Consider the following 16,365-nt stretch of genomic DNA (forward strand, 5'->3'; position numbering starts at 1 on the left):
CAGAGCCGGCTCAACCAACTTCCGCCCCCGCAGCCGGTCGGCTCAGCCGACTCCGAGGAAGGGCGCCAGACGCTCGGCCGAGACCCGGCCGTCGTGCCACTTCTCGGCGAATGCCCGGTTCTCGGCCGCCCGGGCACGCAGCTCGTCGCGACGGTCACGAATGGACGCGACCACCTCGTAAAGGTCGTGGGGGGTTGCCTCCAGCAGATGGGGCGACTCCGGCATCCGGTCACGGACCACATCGTTCATGCGTCCGACACACACCCGGCCCGCGGCCATCGCCTCCACGGCAGCCACCCCGTAGGACCCGAACATCACCTGATCCACCACCACGTCACAGGACCGCACCAGTTCCCGCAGCTGCGCGTGCGGTAGCCCCGAAGGCGCGACGTACTCGATCGCCCCCTCGTCATGGAGCCGCCGAAGCACCGGATCGATGAACTGGGTGCCCTTGATCGGTGGTTTCCGCTGCGAGGGAACATGCACCACGAGGGGTTTGTCACGTTCCAGCAGCGGCGCATCCGAGGCCCACGAATCAACATCGACCACCACCGGCAGCCACGTGCTGAAGGGCAGGTCGAAACCCATGTCCGGGGTGGAATGGAACACCGGCCAGCCACAGGACGCCGCGAAACTCCGGTTGATCTCGGTGCGGCGAATCAGCGAGGACCGCCACTTCTCGTCGCCGACCGTGAAGTACGACCACTCGTCGCGGGCCATGTGCGCCAAGGGATCGCGCACATCGGAGCCGTGCGCGATCAACGCCATCGAATACCCCATCTCCGCCAGCCTCCGGGCATCGGACTGGAAATGAGAGGCGCGATCCCACCGCGCGAAGGACATGAAACCGTCGAGCGCCACATGGGTGACGCCGTCGAACAGCCGCCCCGCGCGCCAGCCCCACGCGACGGGGGTGCGAAACCCGATCCGGCCCAACAACCTGTCCACCTCGAAGTGGAACCCACCCCCACGCAACGGCACCCCGGAAAACGACCAAGCCCCCACCGGAAGATTCGATGCGACGGCCCGCGCCCATGCGGTCGCCTGCCCGGCGTAGTTCGAAGGCCCGATGGCCAGCACAGGACTCATGCGGCACAGATTATCCCGTGAGTACAATCACCTGCAGCAGCGCGCTGGGTTCAGTGTTTGGGAAGGAATCGCTCGTGAAGATTGCCGTCATCGCACTCGGGAAGATTGGGTTGCCGTTGGCTGTCCAGTTTGCTGACATGGGGCACGAGGTTGTGGGTGTTGATGTTCAGCAGGCCGTGGTGGATGCGGTCAATGCCGGTGTTGAGCCGTTCCCGGGTGAGGCTCATCTGCAGGAGAAACTGTCGAGGTTGGTGCCGGCCGGGGGGTTGCGTGCCACCTGTGACTACTCGGAGGCGATTCCGGGGGTCGATGCGATCGTGATCGTTGTGCCGTTGTTCGTCAATGATGAGACCTGGCAGCCTGATTTTGGTTGGATGGAGGCCGCTACCCGGTCCTTCGCGGAGCACCTCACCCCGGGGACTTTGGTGTCGTATGAGACGACGTTGCCGGTTGGTACCACCCGGGGCAGGTGGAAGCCGTTGATCGAGGAGGTCTCCGGTTTGGTGGAGGGCCGGGACTTCCATCTGGTGTTCTCCCCGGAGCGGGTGTTGACGGGGCGGGTGTTTGAGGATCTGCGGAAGTATCCGAAGCTGGTTGGTGGGCTCTCTGCGGAGGGCACCGCGAAGGGTGTTGACTTCTATCAGCGGGTGTTGAGTTTTGATGAGCGTCCTGATCTGCCGCGGGGCAATGGGGTGTGGGACATGGGGTCGGCGGAGGCCGCGGAGATGGCGAAGCTGGCTGAGACCACGTATCGGGATGTCAACATTGGGTTGGCCAACCAGTTCGGGAAGTTCGCCGCCGCGCATGGGATTGATGTGTACAAGGTGATTGAGGCGTCGAACTCGCAGCCTTACAGTCATATTCACCGGCCGGGTATCGCGGTTGGTGGGCACTGCATCCCCGTCTACCCGCGGTTGTATCTCTACACCGATCCGGAGGCGTCGATTGTGCGGGTTGCCCGGGAGGCGAACATGACCATGCCGGGGTATGCGATTGGTTTGGTCGAGGGCCTGTTGGGGGATCTGGCGGGTCGTCGTGTGGTGGTGTTGGGTGCCTCGTATCGGGGCAGGGTGAAGGAGACCGCGTTCTCGGGTGTGTTCCCCACCGTCGAAATCCTCGCCTCGAAGGGGGCCGTGGTGTTGGTGCATGATCCGATGTACAGCGATGAGGAACTCACCCGGTTCGGGTTCACCCCCTACCGGTTGGGTGAACCGGTTGATGCCGCGATCCTCCAGGCCGACCATCCCGAATACCTCGACCTCACCCCCACAGACCTACCCGGAATCCAAGCAATCATCGACGGACGCGGCGTCCTGGACCCGGTCCGCTGGGAGGGTGTCGCCCATCGCTCGATCGGTGACGGCACCGCCCGATGAGCAGGGTCCGTCACCTCTCCTCCGTCCACGACGTCCACGACACCCGCGTCACCTACAAGGAATGCGCATCCCTGGCGGCCGCGGGCCACGACATCGCCCTGATCAACTGCCACGACGGCGACATCGAGGTGGCGGGGGTGCGGGTGATCGGGCTGGGCGCACCACGCGGCCGCATCGACCGGATCCTCCGCAAGACCTGGGCCATCTTGTTCCGGGCGTTGCAGGAGCGGGCTGACATCTACCACTTCCACGACCCCGAGCTGATGGGGGTCGGACTGGCGTTGCGGCTGTGCGGGAAGAAGGTCGTCTACGACGTCCACGAGGACGTTCCCCTGCAGATCATGAACAAAACCTGGATCCCGGGCTGGTTGAAGAAACCACTCTCGGGGATCACCCGGGTGCTGGAGGGCGTCTCGGGCAGGGCGCTGAGCGCGATCGTCGCCGCCACCCCCTCGATAGCCGAGAAGTTCCCGGCACACAAAACGGTCGTGGTGCAGAACTTCCCCGAGAAAGGCCTGGCGAACCAGCGCAACGACAAACCCTTCCAGGAGCGGGGCAACGCGTTCATCTACGTCGGCGGGCTGTCCGAGCAGCAGGGCCTGTTCGAGATGCTCGCCGCCTTCGAGCACCTGCCCGACGACGTCACCGGCATGCTGGCGGGCAAGTTCAAACAGCTCCGGGAACAGGCCGAGGCGCATCCCGGCTGGCGGCACGTCCACCACCCCGGCCCCCTGCCCCGCGACGAGATCGTCGCCGGGCTGCGTGACGCGCAGGTCGGGCTCGTGCTGGACCACCCGATCAGCAACTACGTGGAGGGCTATTCGACGAAGATGTTCGAATACATGGCCTGCGGCCTTCCCTTCATCGCATCCGATTTCCCCCTGTGGCAGCGAATCGTCGCCGAACACGACTGCGGCATCACCGTCGACCCGTTCGACACCGACGCCGTCGCCAAGGCCCTGAACCGCCTGCTGGAGAACCCGGAGGAGGCGGCCCGGATCGGAGAGAACGGACGGCAGGCGATCCTCCGCAAGTACAACTGGGACGTGGAGTTGGGAAAACTCCTGTCCTGCTATGAAAGGCTGTGAGCATGCTCATCCCCGAACGGATCCTCGTACTCGCCCCGCACACCGACGACGCCGAGCTCGGCGCCGGAGGGTCGATGGCCAAGTGGCTGGAAGCGGGAGTCGATCTGCACGTCGCCGTGTTCTCGACGGCGGAGGAGTCGCTGCCGGCCGGGTCCGCCCCGACCCGCCTGGCCGACGAATGCCACGCCTCCCTCGACGCGCTCGGAGTGAAACCGGAGAACCGGCAGATCATGCACTACCCGGTGCGCAAGCTCGGCTACCACCGCCAGGAGGTGCTGGAGAACATGGTGGCGATGGAACGCCAGCTGAACCCCGAATGGATCCTGATCCCCTCCGGCGCCGACCTGCATCAGGACCACGCCACCATCCACGACGAGGCGATGCGCGCCTTCAAACACAAGACCCTGCTGGGCTACGAACTGCCGTGGAACCACATCACGTTCTCCGCGTCGGCGTTCGTGACCCTCGACAAGCGCCACCTCGACAAGAAATGGGACGCCCTGACGAAGTACACCTCGCAGCTAGAAATGGGCAGGGCATATTTCACCAAGGAATTCCACGAATCCCTGGCCCAGGTCCGCGGTCTCCAGGTGAAACACGACTGGGCCGAGGCCTTCGAACTGATCCGCGTTGTTTTGTGAGCCGAACATGATCGTAACCATCCACCAACCGAACTTCGCCCCCTGGACGGGCTACTTCGACAAAATGACGAAGGCGGATGTCTTCGTCCTGCTGGACACGGTGCCCTTCACCAAGGGTGGATTCCAGAACCGCGTGAAGATCAAGGGCCCGGGCGGGCCGCAGTGGCTGACCATCCCCGTGCACACCAAGGGCAGGCTCGGACAGCTCACGCGCGACGTGGAGACCAATGAGCTGAAGCCGTGGCGCAGCGACCACGTCAAGACCCTCCAGACCCTGTACGGGCGCTGCCCCGGATTCGAGACGGCCAAGGCGATGCTGGAGGCCGTCTACGCCCGCGAGACGACGAACCTGGCCGACCTGTGCACCGACCTCATCACCCGGCTGCGCGACCACTACGCGATCCCGACGAAACTGGTGCGCTCCTCGGAGCTGGAGGCGACCGGTTCGGCGTCGGAGCTGCTGGCCGCCATCACCGCGGAACTCGGCGGGGATGTCTACCTGTCGGGCCCCTCGGGTCGCAACTACCTGGACGAGTCGGTGTTCGCGGAACGCGGCATCGCGCTGGACTACCACTCGTTCACCCCCACCCCCTACCCCCAGCCGCACGGCGACTTCGCGGGGGGCCTCAGCATGCTCGACCACCTGGCCTCGGGCGCCGACCCCTGGTGGTGACGGGGGCGTGAACCGGCTGGGTGCAAGAATGCGGTGACCACCGGCCGGTCTGCCGCCCCCGGATGAGACGCGTCCCTGCGCCGGATCACCGTCCGCGGCCCAGCCGGAATCGTCGCGCTCCCGGAGGAGACACCCAGATGAGCACCAACCCACCAGCCCGGGAACCCGCATCCCCGGATGCTCGGCAGGGCATGTGCGTCCCGGCGGTCCTGTTCGGGATCGTGGTCGTGTTCCTGGCGCAGGGGATCCTCGGGCGGGTGGTGCTGCGGGCCCAGCAGGGTTTTGCTCCCCCCGGGTCGAACGCCCAGAGCCTGGCCGCATCCACCCTGATGCTCCCCGCTTTGCAGGTGGCGGTCTGCACCCTCCTCCTGATCCCGTGGGCCCTCCTCGGCGACCGTTACGGGCCGCGCCTGCCCTACGCCGGTGGCCTGCTCGTGTGGGCGCTGGGGGTGTTCGTGGGGAGCTGGTCGGGTTCGGAGGAGTTCCTGCTCGCGAGCTATGCGCTCCAGGCAGCCGGGGTGGCGGCGGTGCTCCCCGCCGCGCTCGCCGCCGTCACGAACGCGCAGTCGTACCGGGGCGGTTTCCTCACCGGCCTGGTCATTGCCTTTCCTGCGCTCCTCCACCTGCCGGGGTCGCTGATCGCCGACCTGATGGCCAAGTCGGTGGACTGGCGGGCGGCGCTGCTGCTGATCCCCGTCGCCGCTATCCCTCCCTTGATCCTGGGCTGGTTGGCCATCCCCTCCGGTCCCTTCGAGGCCGGATCCGATGACGACCCCGCCCCGGAGAGCCGCCCCGGACGGGGTCGCGCGGTGGTGCAGACCCTGCTGTTCGGCGCCGTGTTGTCGGGGTTCCGGATCCACCTGGAGCTTGCTTTCTCCGCACACCACGACCAGCTCGCCCTCAGCGGCGCCGCCGGGTATTTCAGGGCCCAAAACGGCCTGCCTGGTCAACTTCCCCTTCATCGCAGGACTTGCGGCGGGATTCGTCGTGGGTGCGGTGATCGCAGGAGACCGCGAGAACACCTGGCTGGCGTGGTTGATCGCCGCGACGGGCGTGGGGATCGCATCGGTCCCGCTGCTGCCTTTCGACATCGCCGTGCTGACCGGCTCGGTTCTGGCTTCGGCGGGGCTCGGAATCGGGTTGTCGGGGCGGTTGGTCACGCTGCTGCGTCTCGCTTCCGGGAACCGGATCTCCCGGGCCGCCGCCCTTTTCCAGGTGGCTCAGAACCTCGGCTACGGGGTGGGGATCGGGGTGCCCATGGCACTGATCCTCGCCCTGGGTGAAGCGGTCTCCCCGGACGCAAGGGTCCATCTGTTCCTGAGCTGCTCCCTGATCCTGCTGGTCACGGGACTCGTCCTGGCACTGGGGAAGCCGAAGAAACGAGTGGCGGCGCAACGAAGCAGCGACGAGTGAACGAGGCGTCGAATACAATCACCACGGCCAGGAAAACCGGTTACGACACCGGAGAAACGGAAATGACGATCCACTCACGAACCCAGCAGACTGCATCACCGAACAACCACCAAAGCCTGCACATCACCTTCGTGCTGTTCGGGATCGCCGTCGTCCATCTCGCTCAAGGGTTTTTCCAGAAGGCAGGGTGGATGGCCTTCCAGAGTTCCGGGGTCCTTTCCTCGGACCATGGTGTCCTCCTGAGTTCGGCCTTCACGATTCTGAAGGCGACGGTCTCAGTCGTCTTCCTCATCCTCTGGGGCGTTCTCGGCGACCGGTTCGGGCCGCGTTCGATCTGGATCCCCGGGATCCTCCTGTGGGCGCTGGGCGCCTACGTCATGGGCTGGTCGGACTCCTGGGATCTCCTGTTCATCACCACGGCAGTCCAGACGGCCGGGAGCGCTGCGCTGCTTCCCGCGGCATTCTCAGCCGTGACCAAGGTGTACCCCGAGAACCACGGACCATTGATCGGTTTGCTCTGCGCCTTCCACGGCTCCCTGCCAATGATCGCCTCGCTGTACACCGCCGAGCAGGACTGGAAGGCGACGCTGCTGTGGGCACCCATCGTCGCTGTTCCCCTGGCTCTCCTCGGCTGGTTCACGCTCCCCCACTCCCCCGCCGAGGTCGCAACCACCCGGCCGGCACCGCCACACCGCCCCTCCGGGAAACTACCCGCCCTGGTGCAGACGCTGCTGTTCGGGGCCGTCCTGTACGGGATCTGGTTCTACCTGGACTTGTTCACGCTGAGCGGCGGCCGACACATATCCGAGCTCGTCAAGCTCCGCATGGAACTGATCAACATTCCATTCATGCTCGGCCTGGCTGCCGGATTCATCGCCGGTGGGGTGGTTTCCGGTAAACGCGACCTGACCTGGTTCGCCTGGCTGATCACGCTGACCGGCGCGGTGATCTCGCTGACCCAGCCGTCCTTCCCCAGCGCCCCGATCGCGTTCGGTCTGGCGTTGGTCACCGCGGGCGTCGGGTTCGGGTTGCCCGGCCAACTGATCACCCTGCTGCGGCCCGCGCCCAGGAACCGGCCGGGATTGTTCGGTGGCCTGTTCCAGGCAACCCAGGTCCTCGGCAACGGTGTGGGCACAGGACTGCCCCCGCTGCTGGTTTCCCTGATGCACGTCGATCCGGAGATCACGTTCAGAATGTTCCCGGCCTGTTCCCTGATCCTGCTGGTGGTCGGTCTCATCCTGGCGATCGTATTCAGGAACCGGGTGATGCCCGGCGTCGAGGCCCCCTGACCGTCCCCGCTCACCGCATCGTCGCCCCGCCGGGAGCGACGGGAACCCGGCACCGCCGCCGCTCCCCGGTTTCCCACCGGCTCCCCGGGGCCTGACAACCGGTACGGAAAACCCAGCAGCTGCGTCAGCCGGTCGGCTGACAGGCGAGTCTGAACATTGTTGAAGAAAAAATTACCTTGATTTGTCGATCCAGTTAGCAGGAAAGGCAACGCAGCGGTAAGGTCCTGTCTGCGGAATCTCAGTTAACCAAGGGCAGGTTCGCCACCCGAGGATTGACTCGACCATCGCTTAGAGTCGGATAACCAAGGGCGCCCTAGCAGGGATGGGGACCCATCTGGAACCTGCCTTGGTGCCGAGGAGACGGCTTCGCGTTGCGAACGAATAACAACTACGAGGTATTCATGTGGGATAAAGAGCCGCTGCTGGCGGTCCGGGGGATGCGGAAGTCCTTCGGTCGGCTCGAGGTGCTGACCGGGGTCGACATCGACCTCCGGCATGGGGAGGTGCTCGGCATAGTCGGCCCCAACGGAGTTGGGAAGTCCACCATGGCCTCGATCATCGCCGGCTACACGTCGGCCGATGAGGGGGTGGCCAGTCTCTCGGGTGGGCCGTGGGATCCGCGGCAGATCATGCTCATCGACCCCCAGAACGAGCTGGACCCGAGGCTGACCGTCGTCGAGGCCATGTTCCGGCACGTCGAGGGAAGGCCCAGCCTCACGGAGATGATGACCCGGGCCAAGCGAATCCTCTCCGAAACCGGCATCCCCCTGTCCCCCACTCACCGGCTCGGCGGCCTCAGCCACACGGAACGCCGCATGGCCGAGGTGGTTCGCATGCTCGCCGACCCGCGTGAGGTCATCGTCATCGACGAACTCAGCAACGCCCTCAACTCCGAGGAACTTGAGGACCTGCGCTACGCCCTGAGCCGGACGGTCGAGGAGGGCCGGGGTGTCCTCTACATCACCCACCAGCTGGAGGAGGCGCTGCGGCTGTGCAACCGGATCGCGGTGCTGCGGGACGGCAAGATCGAACGGATCTTCGACTCCGCCGCCGCCACCGTCGACCAGCTCACCGAGGCGATGTTCGGCTCCGTCATCGAGATGACACCACGGCACGCCAATGCCACCGCTGATGTCGTGATGGATGTCGTCGGCCTGGAGTGCACCACCGAGCCGGTCTCCTTCCAGCTGAACCGGGGCGAGGTGCTCGGTTTCACCGGTTCCCGCTTCTCGGGTGTGGAGGAGGTGCGCGACGCGCTGATCGGGAAACGTCCCGCCCACATGGCCTCGCTGACCGTCGACGGCTGCGCTGCCCGCATCACCGCCCCCCGCGACCTGCCGTCGCTGGGTATCGCGGTGCTGACGAACATGCTGGACCCGGAGAGCGAGGCCCACGCGGCCCGCAACATCGTCATGCTCGACGGTGAGGATGACATCGACGACGAAGCCATCGAGGACACCACCCGGATCCTGCTCCTGCTGAAGGAGTCGGAGGAGCGGATGAGCAAGCTCCTGCACCGTCCCGCGCAGTCCACCGGTCAGCGTCGCTGGCAGCAGATGCAGGAGATCGCCAGCCAGAACGCCCGCATCATGATCCTGATCCAGCCCACCGACGGCCTCGACATCGCCACCCGGGAACGTTTCGTGCGTCTCCTGGAGGAGATCACGGGCCGCGGCGTAGGGGTGCTGCTGTTCACCAGCGACGAACGGGAGCTGCACCAGTTCAGCGACCGGGTGCTGGTGATGGCCGACGGCGGGGTCCGGGAGGAATGGGACACCAGGGCCGTCGCCACCGAGGCCACCCGGGGGGCGTGACCGGAAGGCACGGCGTGCGACGCCAACCGCCGGCCTCCCTGCTCGGAAACGCCAGCCTTCCCGCCAAACGCCAGCCTTACTGCCAAACGCCAGCCCACCCGTCGAACGCTGGCCTTCCCGCCAAACGCCTGCCTTCCCGTCGAACGCCTGCCTTCCCGTCGAACGCCAGCCTTACCGCCAAACGCCTGCCTTCCTGACGGAAACGCCTGCCTTCCCGTCGAACGCCAGCGCTGTAGCGCTGGCGTTCGACGATTAGGCTGGCGTGACCGCCCGGGTGGGATGCGACCGCCCGGGTGGGATGGGACCGCCCGGGTGGGATGGGACCGCCCGGGTGGGATGCGACGATTCACTCTCGGCCGCTGGAGATCCACTGCGGCGGCGTGAACGACAGGTTCCGGGATCCCTGAACCAGATCGGCAACGGCATCGAGTCGCGCCACCTGGTCGTCGGTCAGCCGCAGCTGCGCCGCCGCCGCGTTCTGCCGGATGCGCTCCGCGGACCGGGTGCCGGGGATGGGAACCACCGGCAGGCCGAGCCGCCCGGTCCGATCCAGCAGCCAGGCCAGCGCGACCTGCGCCAGGGTCGCGTCCAGCTCATCGGCGACCCCGTGGATCACCTGGAGCAGTTGCTGGTTGGCCTCGTAGTTCCTGACGAACCGGTCCTCGGATCTGAGCATCGACCCCGCGATCCGTTCCGGTGTCAACGCGCCGGTGAGGAACCCACGTCCCAGCGGGCTGTAGGGCACGAACCCGGCCCCCACCTCACGGGCAGCGGGCACCACCTGGGCCTCGACGTCACGCGACCACAGGCTCCATTCGCTCTGGACAGCGGTGATGGGATGGACGGTGGCGGCGGCCCGCAGTTCGGCCGCGGTCACCTCGGACAGCCCCAGGTGACGGACCTTGCCCTCCGTCACGAGCTCAGCCATGGCCCCCACCGTCTCCTCGATCGGCAGGTCGAGCTGGCGGCGGTGCATGTAGTACAGGTCGATGGTCTCGACGCCCAATCTCCGCAGCGATGCCTCACAGGCCGACCGGACGTAGGCGCGGTCACCGCGCGTCGCCGGGGCGTCGGGGACCCCGATGAGACCGGTGATGCCGAACTTGGTGGCGATCTGCACCTCCCCCCGACGCTCCCGCAGCAGCTGCGCGAACAACTCCTCGTTCGTGCCTGCCGGACCCTGGGTGCCGGGCCGGGGTTCACCGTAGACGTCCGCGGTGTCGAGGAACGTGACCCCTGCGTCGACGGCGGCGTGCAGGGTCGCGAGGGCATCGGCAGGATCGGTCTGCCCGTAGACGTGGCTCAACGCCATCCCGCCGAAACCAATCCGGCTGACCTCCAGGCCGTGGCCCAGATCAATGGTGGGTACCTGTTGCATGTCATTCTCCCAGTGCTCGTTCATAGTTGGCGATCTTGTGGTCGAGGGCGCCGAGGTCGTCGGCAAGCTGGTTCAGTTGCTGCTGAACGGCGTCGCGATGCCGCCTGAGCAGAGCCAGGCGACGCCGGTGCGACGACTCCCCCTCGGCGACCAGCGTGATGTACTCGCGCATCTGCTCCACCGGCATCCCGGTGCGTCGCAGCCTCACCAGCATCTGAATCATCCGGATCGCCTGCCCGTCGTAGCGGCGGTAGCCGTTGGAGGTCCGGTCGATCACCGGGATCAGCCCCTCACGCTCGTACCAGCGAAGGGTGTCGCGGCTGAGGCCGGTGATGTCGGCCACCTCGGCTATCCCGACGGCAATGGTCCCGGCCCGCCGCCACGCAGAGGCGGTCAACTCATCCGCGGACCGGACGACGACACCTACGTCGCGGAGCTCACCGAGGGCCGCGAGGTGCGCCTCACCGGTGGTGTCGGCGCAGGCGTTGGACACCACGGTCACCGCATATCCGCGAGCCAGGGCCGACGTGGCGGCGAGCCGGATGCCGTGGCTGGTCACCAAACCGGTCAACACGACGTGCTCGACACCGAGGCCCCGCAGGGTCTCGTCGGTTTGTGCGACGTCGAAGATGTCGCGGCCGTGTTTGGTGATGACGGGCTGCCCACGCGGCTCGAAACCTTCCACGAAAGCGGCGTCCGGATGATCAGGATCGGCCCGGTCGTCCCCCGGTTCCGGGGACAGGTACCGGGTGCTGATCACCGGCCAGCCGAGGTTGGCCAGCAAGCGCCGGACCTCCCGTCCCAGATGCGCCGACCACGGGTCGTGGGCGAGGGCGAGAATCCAGTTCTGCCAGTCGATTTCGAGCAGTGCACTTCGCATGATCACACACGCTAAACATTGGAGTTCGCTCCAGGGCAAATACTGCCCGACCCCCTCGCGTTCCGCACCGCCCCAAAGAGCCAGTCAGTTCCGCGGATCCGTGATGCCGTCGGAACCAGCGGCCTGGCCGCGCGGAGGAATCGGATCACCAAACACTCGGGCACGCAGCTCGCGCGCCCATGCCAGGCAACGATCCTTCACGGCCCGCAGCTGCTCCGGAGAAACCTCGTAGATCGCGACCTCGAAGGGCTGAACGCGGCCAACCTCTTCCAGGCGCCTGACGAACTGAGTGATCTCAAAACCGAGATCGGATCGATGACCCAGTTCGATGAGCCTCTGGTCCCGGTACCTTCCTGAAGCACGTATGCGATCCACATCCAGATAGTCGCGGGCCTCGCCTCTCGAGAAAAGAGCCGCAACCTTGTTGCCCACTGCGTCATCGGGAGCGAGCACCGACCCGACCGCAAGGCGGACCGGATCCTCCGCACGCCAGTCGACACCCAGATCGACGGTCGCGACCGGCTCCGAGGAGTCTCTGGTGACGACGAGTCGTGAAAAACAGGGATGCCGTTCCCGAATCTCCACGTCATAGCCTGCTTCTTGAAGGGCAGCGACGACTCGCCCCAGCGCCGGGGCGAATTCGTGCTGCGCGGACTGGGTGGTGAACAGGTCCACGTCCTCGGTGGGACGATCGATGAATCCATGTTCGCGAATGGCACCAGACCCAGCCAGCGCGAACCCTGCATCCGGACCTGCCGCCTCCAGGGCGATCCTCGTGATCCTTCTCTGTTCGGAGGCATCCCGGCTCATGTGTGTACCCGGAGTTCGGGGAAACGCGTTTCCCACAGGTCCCGCACCCTCTGGTCCAGGTTGAGCACGGGCCACAGCTCGATGAGACGATCCCGGTTGAGCAGATGCTCCTGTTCGGCCACCCGCCCTTCGGTGAGCAACGCCTGGTAGGCCATGCGCCGCCCCCCCACATCATCCACATCGATCCTCACACGGTCTTTCTGCCAGCGAACCCCGTGCGGAAGGTCGATCAGCCCGTGATAGGGGCCGCGTAGGGCATCAAGAGTCGTCGGCGCATAGCAGGGTTTCACGTCCCGGAACCGAACACGTCCCGCAACCGCATCGGTCACCATGAACCTCCCAGCGCTCGTGAGCCGTCAGCACCTCGGCCTGTCGGTCCAGTGTAATGAGACCCCTTCACCGGGTATCAACTGATTCGCGGTCCCGACGGCGCCGTCATGATCCGGCGACGCTGTCACGCCCCTACTTCACGACGTGAAGACCCGACCCCTCACGCGATCCTGCGCAGGATGCCCTTCAGGTCGTCGGGCGATGGCGCCACCGGGGTGGTCGTGGTGCAGCCGTCGGCGAGGGCCGCGGCCACCAGGTCGTCCTCGTCTCGACGCAGGTCGGAGGGGGCGACCTTCAGGTCGCTCAGCCGCGACGGGATGTCCAGCCTCGACCTCAACCGTTCGACCGCCCCGATCAGCGACGTCACCGCCGCCCGGCCCCTCGCCGAGGGGTGCAGCAACCTGCTCAGGCGGGCGTAGCGTTCGGCGGCGCGGTCGCTGCGGGCGGCGTTGAACTCGATGACGTGCGGCAGCAGCAACGCGTTCAACCGTCCGTGCGCGATCGGGTAGTGGCCGCCCAGCGCGTGCGCCAGCGAATGGACGATACCCAGGCCGACGTTGTCGAAGGCCATCGCCGCCATGCAGGACGCGTTGTGCATGTGGGAACGCGCCTCCAGGTCGTCGCCGTGGGTGTAGCAGCGCTCCAGGTTCCCGAACACCAACTCGACGGCCTTCTCCGCCAGCGCGTCGGAGAAGTCGCAGGCCTCCAACGCCACGTACGCCTCCGTCGCGTGGGTGAGCACGTCCATGCCGGAGTCGGCGGTGATGTGCGGCGGCACCCCGACCACGGCCTCCGGGTCCAGGATGGCCAGCCCCGCCACCAGTTCGTTGGAGGCGATCGGGACCTTCGTGTGTGTCTGCTCGTCGGTGACCACGGCGAACGACGTCACCTCCGAACCCGACCCGCTGGTGGTCGGGATCGCGACGATCCCCTCCGGTGCCCCGAAACCGGCGTCGAGGGCGGCCTTGTGCATCACCTTCGCGGCATCCATCACCGACCCGCCACCATAGGCGACGACCACGTCGGGCCCGGACTGCAGGTAGACCGACACCCCGGCGCCGATCTCGGAGGTGCTGGGGTTCGGTTTCACACCCGTGAACGTCGTCACCTGTTCACCGAGCCTGTCGACCACCTTCCGGTACACCCCGGTGGTGGCCAAGAAGTCGTCGGTCACGAGGAAAACCGGCCTTCCGCGGAACTCGTCGAGCGCCTCCAGCGCCTCCGCGCCCAGCCTCACCCTGGTGGCCAGCCGGAACTCCCTCATGCCCTGCCCCTGTTCTCGTGTGTCTCTGTTTTTCTCCCCCTAACCGTGGGAATCGTTTCCCGCGGTTCATCCGGCGCCTCCCAGCCCGGTTTCCCCGCCTCGCTGGCGGCGCGGATCATCCAGCGGAGAATGTGCACCGATGAGCGGGCCCTGGTCATGCTGCCCTCCCGGAATGTTCCCTGCGGTACTCGGACGGGGTCACCCCGATGTGTTTCTTGAACTGCCGCGAGAAGTAGTTCAGCGGTGTGAAGTCCAGTTCAGCGGCGATCCTGAGCACCGGTTTGTCGGTGTGGACGAGCACGAACTTCGCGCGCTCCAGTCGTTTGGCGGTCACGTAGTGGATGAAGCTGGAGCCGGTGCGTTCCTTGAACTTCCTCGCGAAGTGCGACTCCGACCACCTCAGGTAGGAGGCCGCCTTGTGCAGCGTCAGGAACGACGACGGGTTCTTCTCGATCTCGTTCAGCAGCGTCGTCAGGTTGCGTTCCCCACCCCGGGAAGCGGGTTCGAGGAGGTCGTGGACGCGGATCAGCAGTTTCTCGCAGTACACCTGGCACTCGTAGCGGTTCATCGGGCCGCGTCTGCGTCCCCGGTGGCGGGTGACGATCTGGGAGATGTCGCGCCCGAACTGCACGGCCTCGCTGGTGGCGATGCCTATCATCATGTCCTCGTACTCGGACAGCTCCTTCGGATCCACCTTCTGGCTCCAGCGCGGCAGCAGATGATCCAGGTAGTCGCCGAGCAGCTCCAGGTTCGCGGCCGCGTTGCCCTGCGCGACGTTTCGGGCCACCACCGGGGCATCCAGCGAGATTCGTCGCTTCACCGACTCGACGGGGATCAGGGGCAGCGGTTTCCGGATGCCCGCCAGCAGCGGGGCGAGCGCCGCGTTGCCGCTGGGGTCCGGGATCCTGCCGAGCCGGCCCAGCACCGTGCCCGCCACCGCGACGGCGAAATCCGCCTCGCCGAGCGTGGAGCCGAGCTTCGCGTTCGCCAACCCGACGATCTCGTTGGCGGCGGCCTGCAGCTTGCCGAGGTCGACCACGGCCACCTGGTCCAGCAGTTTCGCGGTCTCCTTGTGTTCCAGCACCTCCGAGGCGCCCACGAGCCGCTGGAGCTGCTGCTGCCCCTCGGTGAGCAGCACCTGCCCGGCCATCACCGCGCCCAGGTACTGCGCACCCCACATGATCGAAACGGAGAAGTCCACCAGTCCCGCGTGGCACCGGTACACGACCGGGCGTCCCTCGATGGCGCTCTGCAAACCGCCGTGGGCGTCGCAGCTGTAACACTTGGCGCGGATCGCGGGGTCGCGGCGCAGGTACTGGCACAGGGTGCTGAACCGCGACGCCTCCGTGACGGGACGGCCCATGGAGTCGACGGTGATCATCGCCAACCCGGTGGAGGTGGCGAAATCGTCCTGGATGCGCTGCAGTTCCTCGACGTCGATGAGGTTGCGCAGGTCGAGGGCTGCGGCCGCGTTGCCCGCGGCGGGGTTCACGATGAAGTCCGGCACAGCACCTCCTGAACGCGTTTGAATCCCTTGCCCGTCACCGAGTCGACCGCCACGATCCGGTGGGCCCCGGCCTGCGTCAGGTGGTTGACCGCGTGGTGGACCTGGGTCTCGGTGGCCACCCCGGCATGGGTGACGACCCCCAGCACCTCACGGTTGAAGGTGGTGGCGAACCCCGGCGGGAAACGGGTCTCGTCGCTGGTGGCGGACTGCACCAGCACCACCACCTCCACGTCGTAGGAGGCCAGCATCAGGGCGTGTTTGTAGCGTCCCACCTCCAGGTACTCGCCGGGGGTGTCGACGGCGGAGGCGAAGGTCTCGATGGCCTGGGTCTTGGCGTATTCGATTGGCAGCCCCTGGAGGCGCTGCCTGAACGTCGTCTTGCCGGCTCCGATGCTGCCGACCAGCAGGATCGACCTCATGTTCTACGTCACGTCCTGGTCAGCGGTGCGGGGGTGAATCCGAGAATGGCCTGGAGGGTGGTGACGATCCCCGTGACGGAGGATTCGACGTCGGCCAGCCGGCCGGTGATGAGCAACGACCCTGAGAAGCGGTCCACGAAGGCCAACTCGACCCCCGCCGACTTGGTGGCGATGTCGGCGGCGATGACGGCGGCCTCGCCCGGCGTGATGGTCAGCACCCCGATGGCCCCGCTGCTTCCCGCGGGCAGACCGATCTTCGGGTACAGGTGCGGGTCGGGGTTGGCTATCACGTGGGCGAGCGTGACCTGCTTGCCAGGCACGAACTCCTGGATGATGCGCGTCTTGTCGGTCAGCTCGGTCATCAATCGCTCCTCTGGGATGTCATCACGATAGG

17 protein-coding genes are annotated in these 16,365 nt (G+C 66.4%); 8 read left to right on the forward strand and 9 right to left on the reverse strand.

Annotated features, from left to right (window positions below; translation table 11 throughout):
• Window positions 1-42: 42 nt before the first annotated feature.
• Window positions 43-1,089 (reverse strand): glycosyltransferase, encoded by a 1,047-nt coding sequence (locus ACO6D6_RS04600; protein WP_484783620.1) that lies wholly within the window; start codon window positions 1,087-1,089, stop codon window positions 43-45.
• Between the two features lie 74 nt (window positions 1,090-1,163).
• Here ACO6D6_RS04600 and ACO6D6_RS04605 point away from each other — a divergent pair, with 74 nt between their 5' ends.
• The 8 genes from ACO6D6_RS04605 to ACO6D6_RS04640 all read left to right on the forward strand — a co-directional run bounded on the left by ACO6D6_RS04605 (window position 1,164) and on the right by ACO6D6_RS04640 (window position 9,383).
• Window positions 1,164-2,465, forward strand: a complete 1,302-nt coding sequence (locus tag ACO6D6_RS04605) for a nucleotide sugar dehydrogenase (protein WP_484783622.1) — start codon at window positions 1,164-1,166, stop codon at window positions 2,463-2,465.
• Window positions 2,462-3,553 (forward strand): glycosyltransferase family 4 protein, encoded by a 1,092-nt coding sequence (locus tag ACO6D6_RS04610; protein ID WP_484783623.1) that lies wholly within the window; start codon window positions 2,462-2,464, stop codon window positions 3,551-3,553. Before ACO6D6_RS04605 ends, ACO6D6_RS04610 begins: the two co-directional genes overlap by 4 nt.
• Window positions 3,554-3,555: 2 nt before the next feature.
• Complete coding sequence (locus ACO6D6_RS04615; protein ID WP_484783624.1) at window positions 3,556-4,194, forward strand: PIG-L deacetylase family protein; 639 nt, start codon at window positions 3,556-3,558, stop codon at window positions 4,192-4,194.
• A gap of 7 nt (window positions 4,195-4,201) precedes the next feature.
• Window positions 4,202-4,867 (forward strand): WbqC family protein, encoded by a 666-nt coding sequence (locus tag ACO6D6_RS04620; RefSeq protein ID WP_484783625.1) that lies wholly within the window; start codon window positions 4,202-4,204, stop codon window positions 4,865-4,867.
• 137 nt (window positions 4,868-5,004) lie between these two features.
• Entirely contained in the window at window positions 5,005-6,150 is a 1,146-nt protein-coding gene (locus ACO6D6_RS04625; RefSeq protein ID WP_484783627.1) for an MFS transporter, read from the forward strand.
• Window positions 6,125-6,280 carry a hypothetical protein gene (locus ACO6D6_RS04630; RefSeq protein ID WP_484783629.1) on the forward strand — a complete coding sequence of 52 codons (156 nt, stop codon included), beginning with the start codon at window positions 6,125-6,127 and terminating at the stop codon, window positions 6,278-6,280. Before ACO6D6_RS04625 ends, ACO6D6_RS04630 begins: the two co-directional genes overlap by 26 nt.
• Window positions 6,281-6,342: 62 nt before the next feature.
• Window positions 6,343-7,569, forward strand: a complete 1,227-nt coding sequence (locus tag ACO6D6_RS04635) for an MFS transporter (RefSeq protein ID WP_484783631.1) — start codon at window positions 6,343-6,345, stop codon at window positions 7,567-7,569.
• A gap of 371 nt (window positions 7,570-7,940) precedes the next feature.
• Window positions 7,941-9,383 (forward strand): ATP-binding cassette domain-containing protein, encoded by a 1,443-nt coding sequence (locus ACO6D6_RS04640; RefSeq protein ID WP_484783633.1) that lies wholly within the window; start codon window positions 7,941-7,943, stop codon window positions 9,381-9,383.
• Window positions 9,384-9,729: 346 nt separating this feature from the next.
• Here the strand turns inward: ACO6D6_RS04640 and ACO6D6_RS04645 are convergent, their stop codons facing one another.
• From ACO6D6_RS04645 to ACO6D6_RS04680, 8 genes are all read right to left on the reverse strand, one after another.
• Window positions 9,730-10,761 (reverse strand): aldo/keto reductase, encoded by a 1,032-nt coding sequence (locus ACO6D6_RS04645; protein WP_484783635.1) that lies wholly within the window; start codon window positions 10,759-10,761, stop codon window positions 9,730-9,732.
• Between the two features lies 1 nt (window position 10,762).
• Entirely contained in the window at window positions 10,763-11,641 is an 879-nt protein-coding gene (locus ACO6D6_RS04650; RefSeq protein ID WP_484783636.1) for an isochorismatase family protein, read from the reverse strand.
• A gap of 84 nt (window positions 11,642-11,725) precedes the next feature.
• Window positions 11,726-12,451, reverse strand: a complete 726-nt coding sequence (locus tag ACO6D6_RS04655) for a nucleotidyl transferase AbiEii/AbiGii toxin family protein (protein ID WP_484783637.1) — start codon at window positions 12,449-12,451, stop codon at window positions 11,726-11,728.
• Entirely contained in the window at window positions 12,448-12,783 is a 336-nt protein-coding gene (locus tag ACO6D6_RS04660) for a transcriptional regulator (RefSeq protein ID WP_484783639.1), read from the reverse strand. The genes ACO6D6_RS04655 and ACO6D6_RS04660 overlap by 4 nt, the downstream gene beginning before the upstream one ends.
• 158 nt (window positions 12,784-12,941) lie before the next feature.
• Window positions 12,942-14,045 (reverse strand): 1-propanol dehydrogenase PduQ, encoded by a 1,104-nt coding sequence (locus ACO6D6_RS04665; protein ID WP_484783641.1) that lies wholly within the window; start codon window positions 14,043-14,045, stop codon window positions 12,942-12,944.
• Between the two features lie 154 nt (window positions 14,046-14,199).
• Window positions 14,200-15,552, reverse strand: coding sequence for a PocR ligand-binding domain-containing protein (locus ACO6D6_RS04670; protein ID WP_484783642.1), 1,353 nt, complete (start codon window positions 15,550-15,552; stop codon window positions 14,200-14,202).
• Window positions 15,534-15,971 carry a EutP/PduV family microcompartment system protein gene (locus ACO6D6_RS04675; protein WP_484783644.1) on the reverse strand — a complete coding sequence of 146 codons (438 nt, stop codon included), beginning with the start codon at window positions 15,969-15,971 and terminating at the stop codon, window positions 15,534-15,536. The genes ACO6D6_RS04670 and ACO6D6_RS04675 overlap by 19 nt, the downstream gene beginning before the upstream one ends.
• Before the next feature lie 8 nt (window positions 15,972-15,979).
• Window positions 15,980-16,333, reverse strand: coding sequence for a BMC domain-containing protein (locus ACO6D6_RS04680; RefSeq protein WP_014847887.1), 354 nt, complete (start codon window positions 16,331-16,333; stop codon window positions 15,980-15,982).
• Window positions 16,334-16,365 lie beyond the last annotated feature (32 nt).

This window comes from Arachnia sp., assembly GCF_057238465.1.

Excerpts from the sequence above, each read along its gene's own strand:
- ACO6D6_RS04600 (WP_484783620.1), bottom strand. The coding sequence starts at position 1,089 with ATGAGTCCTGTGCTGGCCATCGGGCCTTCGAACTACGCCGGGCAGGCG.
- ACO6D6_RS04635 (WP_484783631.1), top strand. The coding sequence starts at position 6,343 with ATGACGATCCACTCACGAACCCAGCAGACTGCATCACCGAACAACCAC.
- ACO6D6_RS04680 (WP_014847887.1), bottom strand. The coding sequence starts at position 16,333 with ATGACCGAGCTGACCGACAAGACGCGCATCATCCAGGAGTTCGTGCCT.
- ACO6D6_RS04625 (WP_484783627.1), top strand. The coding sequence starts at position 5,005 with ATGAGCACCAACCCACCAGCCCGGGAACCCGCATCCCCGGATGCTCGG.
- ACO6D6_RS04660 (WP_484783639.1), bottom strand. The coding sequence starts at position 12,783 with ATGGTGACCGATGCGGTTGCGGGACGTGTTCGGTTCCGGGACGTGAAA.
- ACO6D6_RS04645 (WP_484783635.1), bottom strand. The coding sequence starts at position 10,761 with ATGCAACAGGTACCCACCATTGATCTGGGCCACGGCCTGGAGGTCAGC.
- ACO6D6_RS04615 (WP_484783624.1), top strand. The coding sequence starts at position 3,556 with ATGCTCATCCCCGAACGGATCCTCGTACTCGCCCCGCACACCGACGAC.
- ACO6D6_RS04655 (WP_484783637.1), bottom strand. The coding sequence starts at position 12,451 with ATGAGCCGGGATGCCTCCGAACAGAGAAGGATCACGAGGATCGCCCTG.
- ACO6D6_RS04675 (WP_484783644.1), bottom strand. The coding sequence starts at position 15,971 with ATGAGGTCGATCCTGCTGGTCGGCAGCATCGGAGCCGGCAAGACGACG.
- ACO6D6_RS04620 (WP_484783625.1), top strand. The coding sequence starts at position 4,202 with ATGATCGTAACCATCCACCAACCGAACTTCGCCCCCTGGACGGGCTAC.
- ACO6D6_RS04610 (WP_484783623.1), top strand. The coding sequence starts at position 2,462 with ATGAGCAGGGTCCGTCACCTCTCCTCCGTCCACGACGTCCACGACACC.
- ACO6D6_RS04650 (WP_484783636.1), bottom strand. The coding sequence starts at position 11,641 with ATGCGAAGTGCACTGCTCGAAATCGACTGGCAGAACTGGATTCTCGCC.
- ACO6D6_RS04630 (WP_484783629.1), top strand. The coding sequence starts at position 6,125 with ATGGCACTGATCCTCGCCCTGGGTGAAGCGGTCTCCCCGGACGCAAGG.
- ACO6D6_RS04665 (WP_484783641.1), bottom strand. The coding sequence starts at position 14,045 with ATGAGGGAGTTCCGGCTGGCCACCAGGGTGAGGCTGGGCGCGGAGGCG.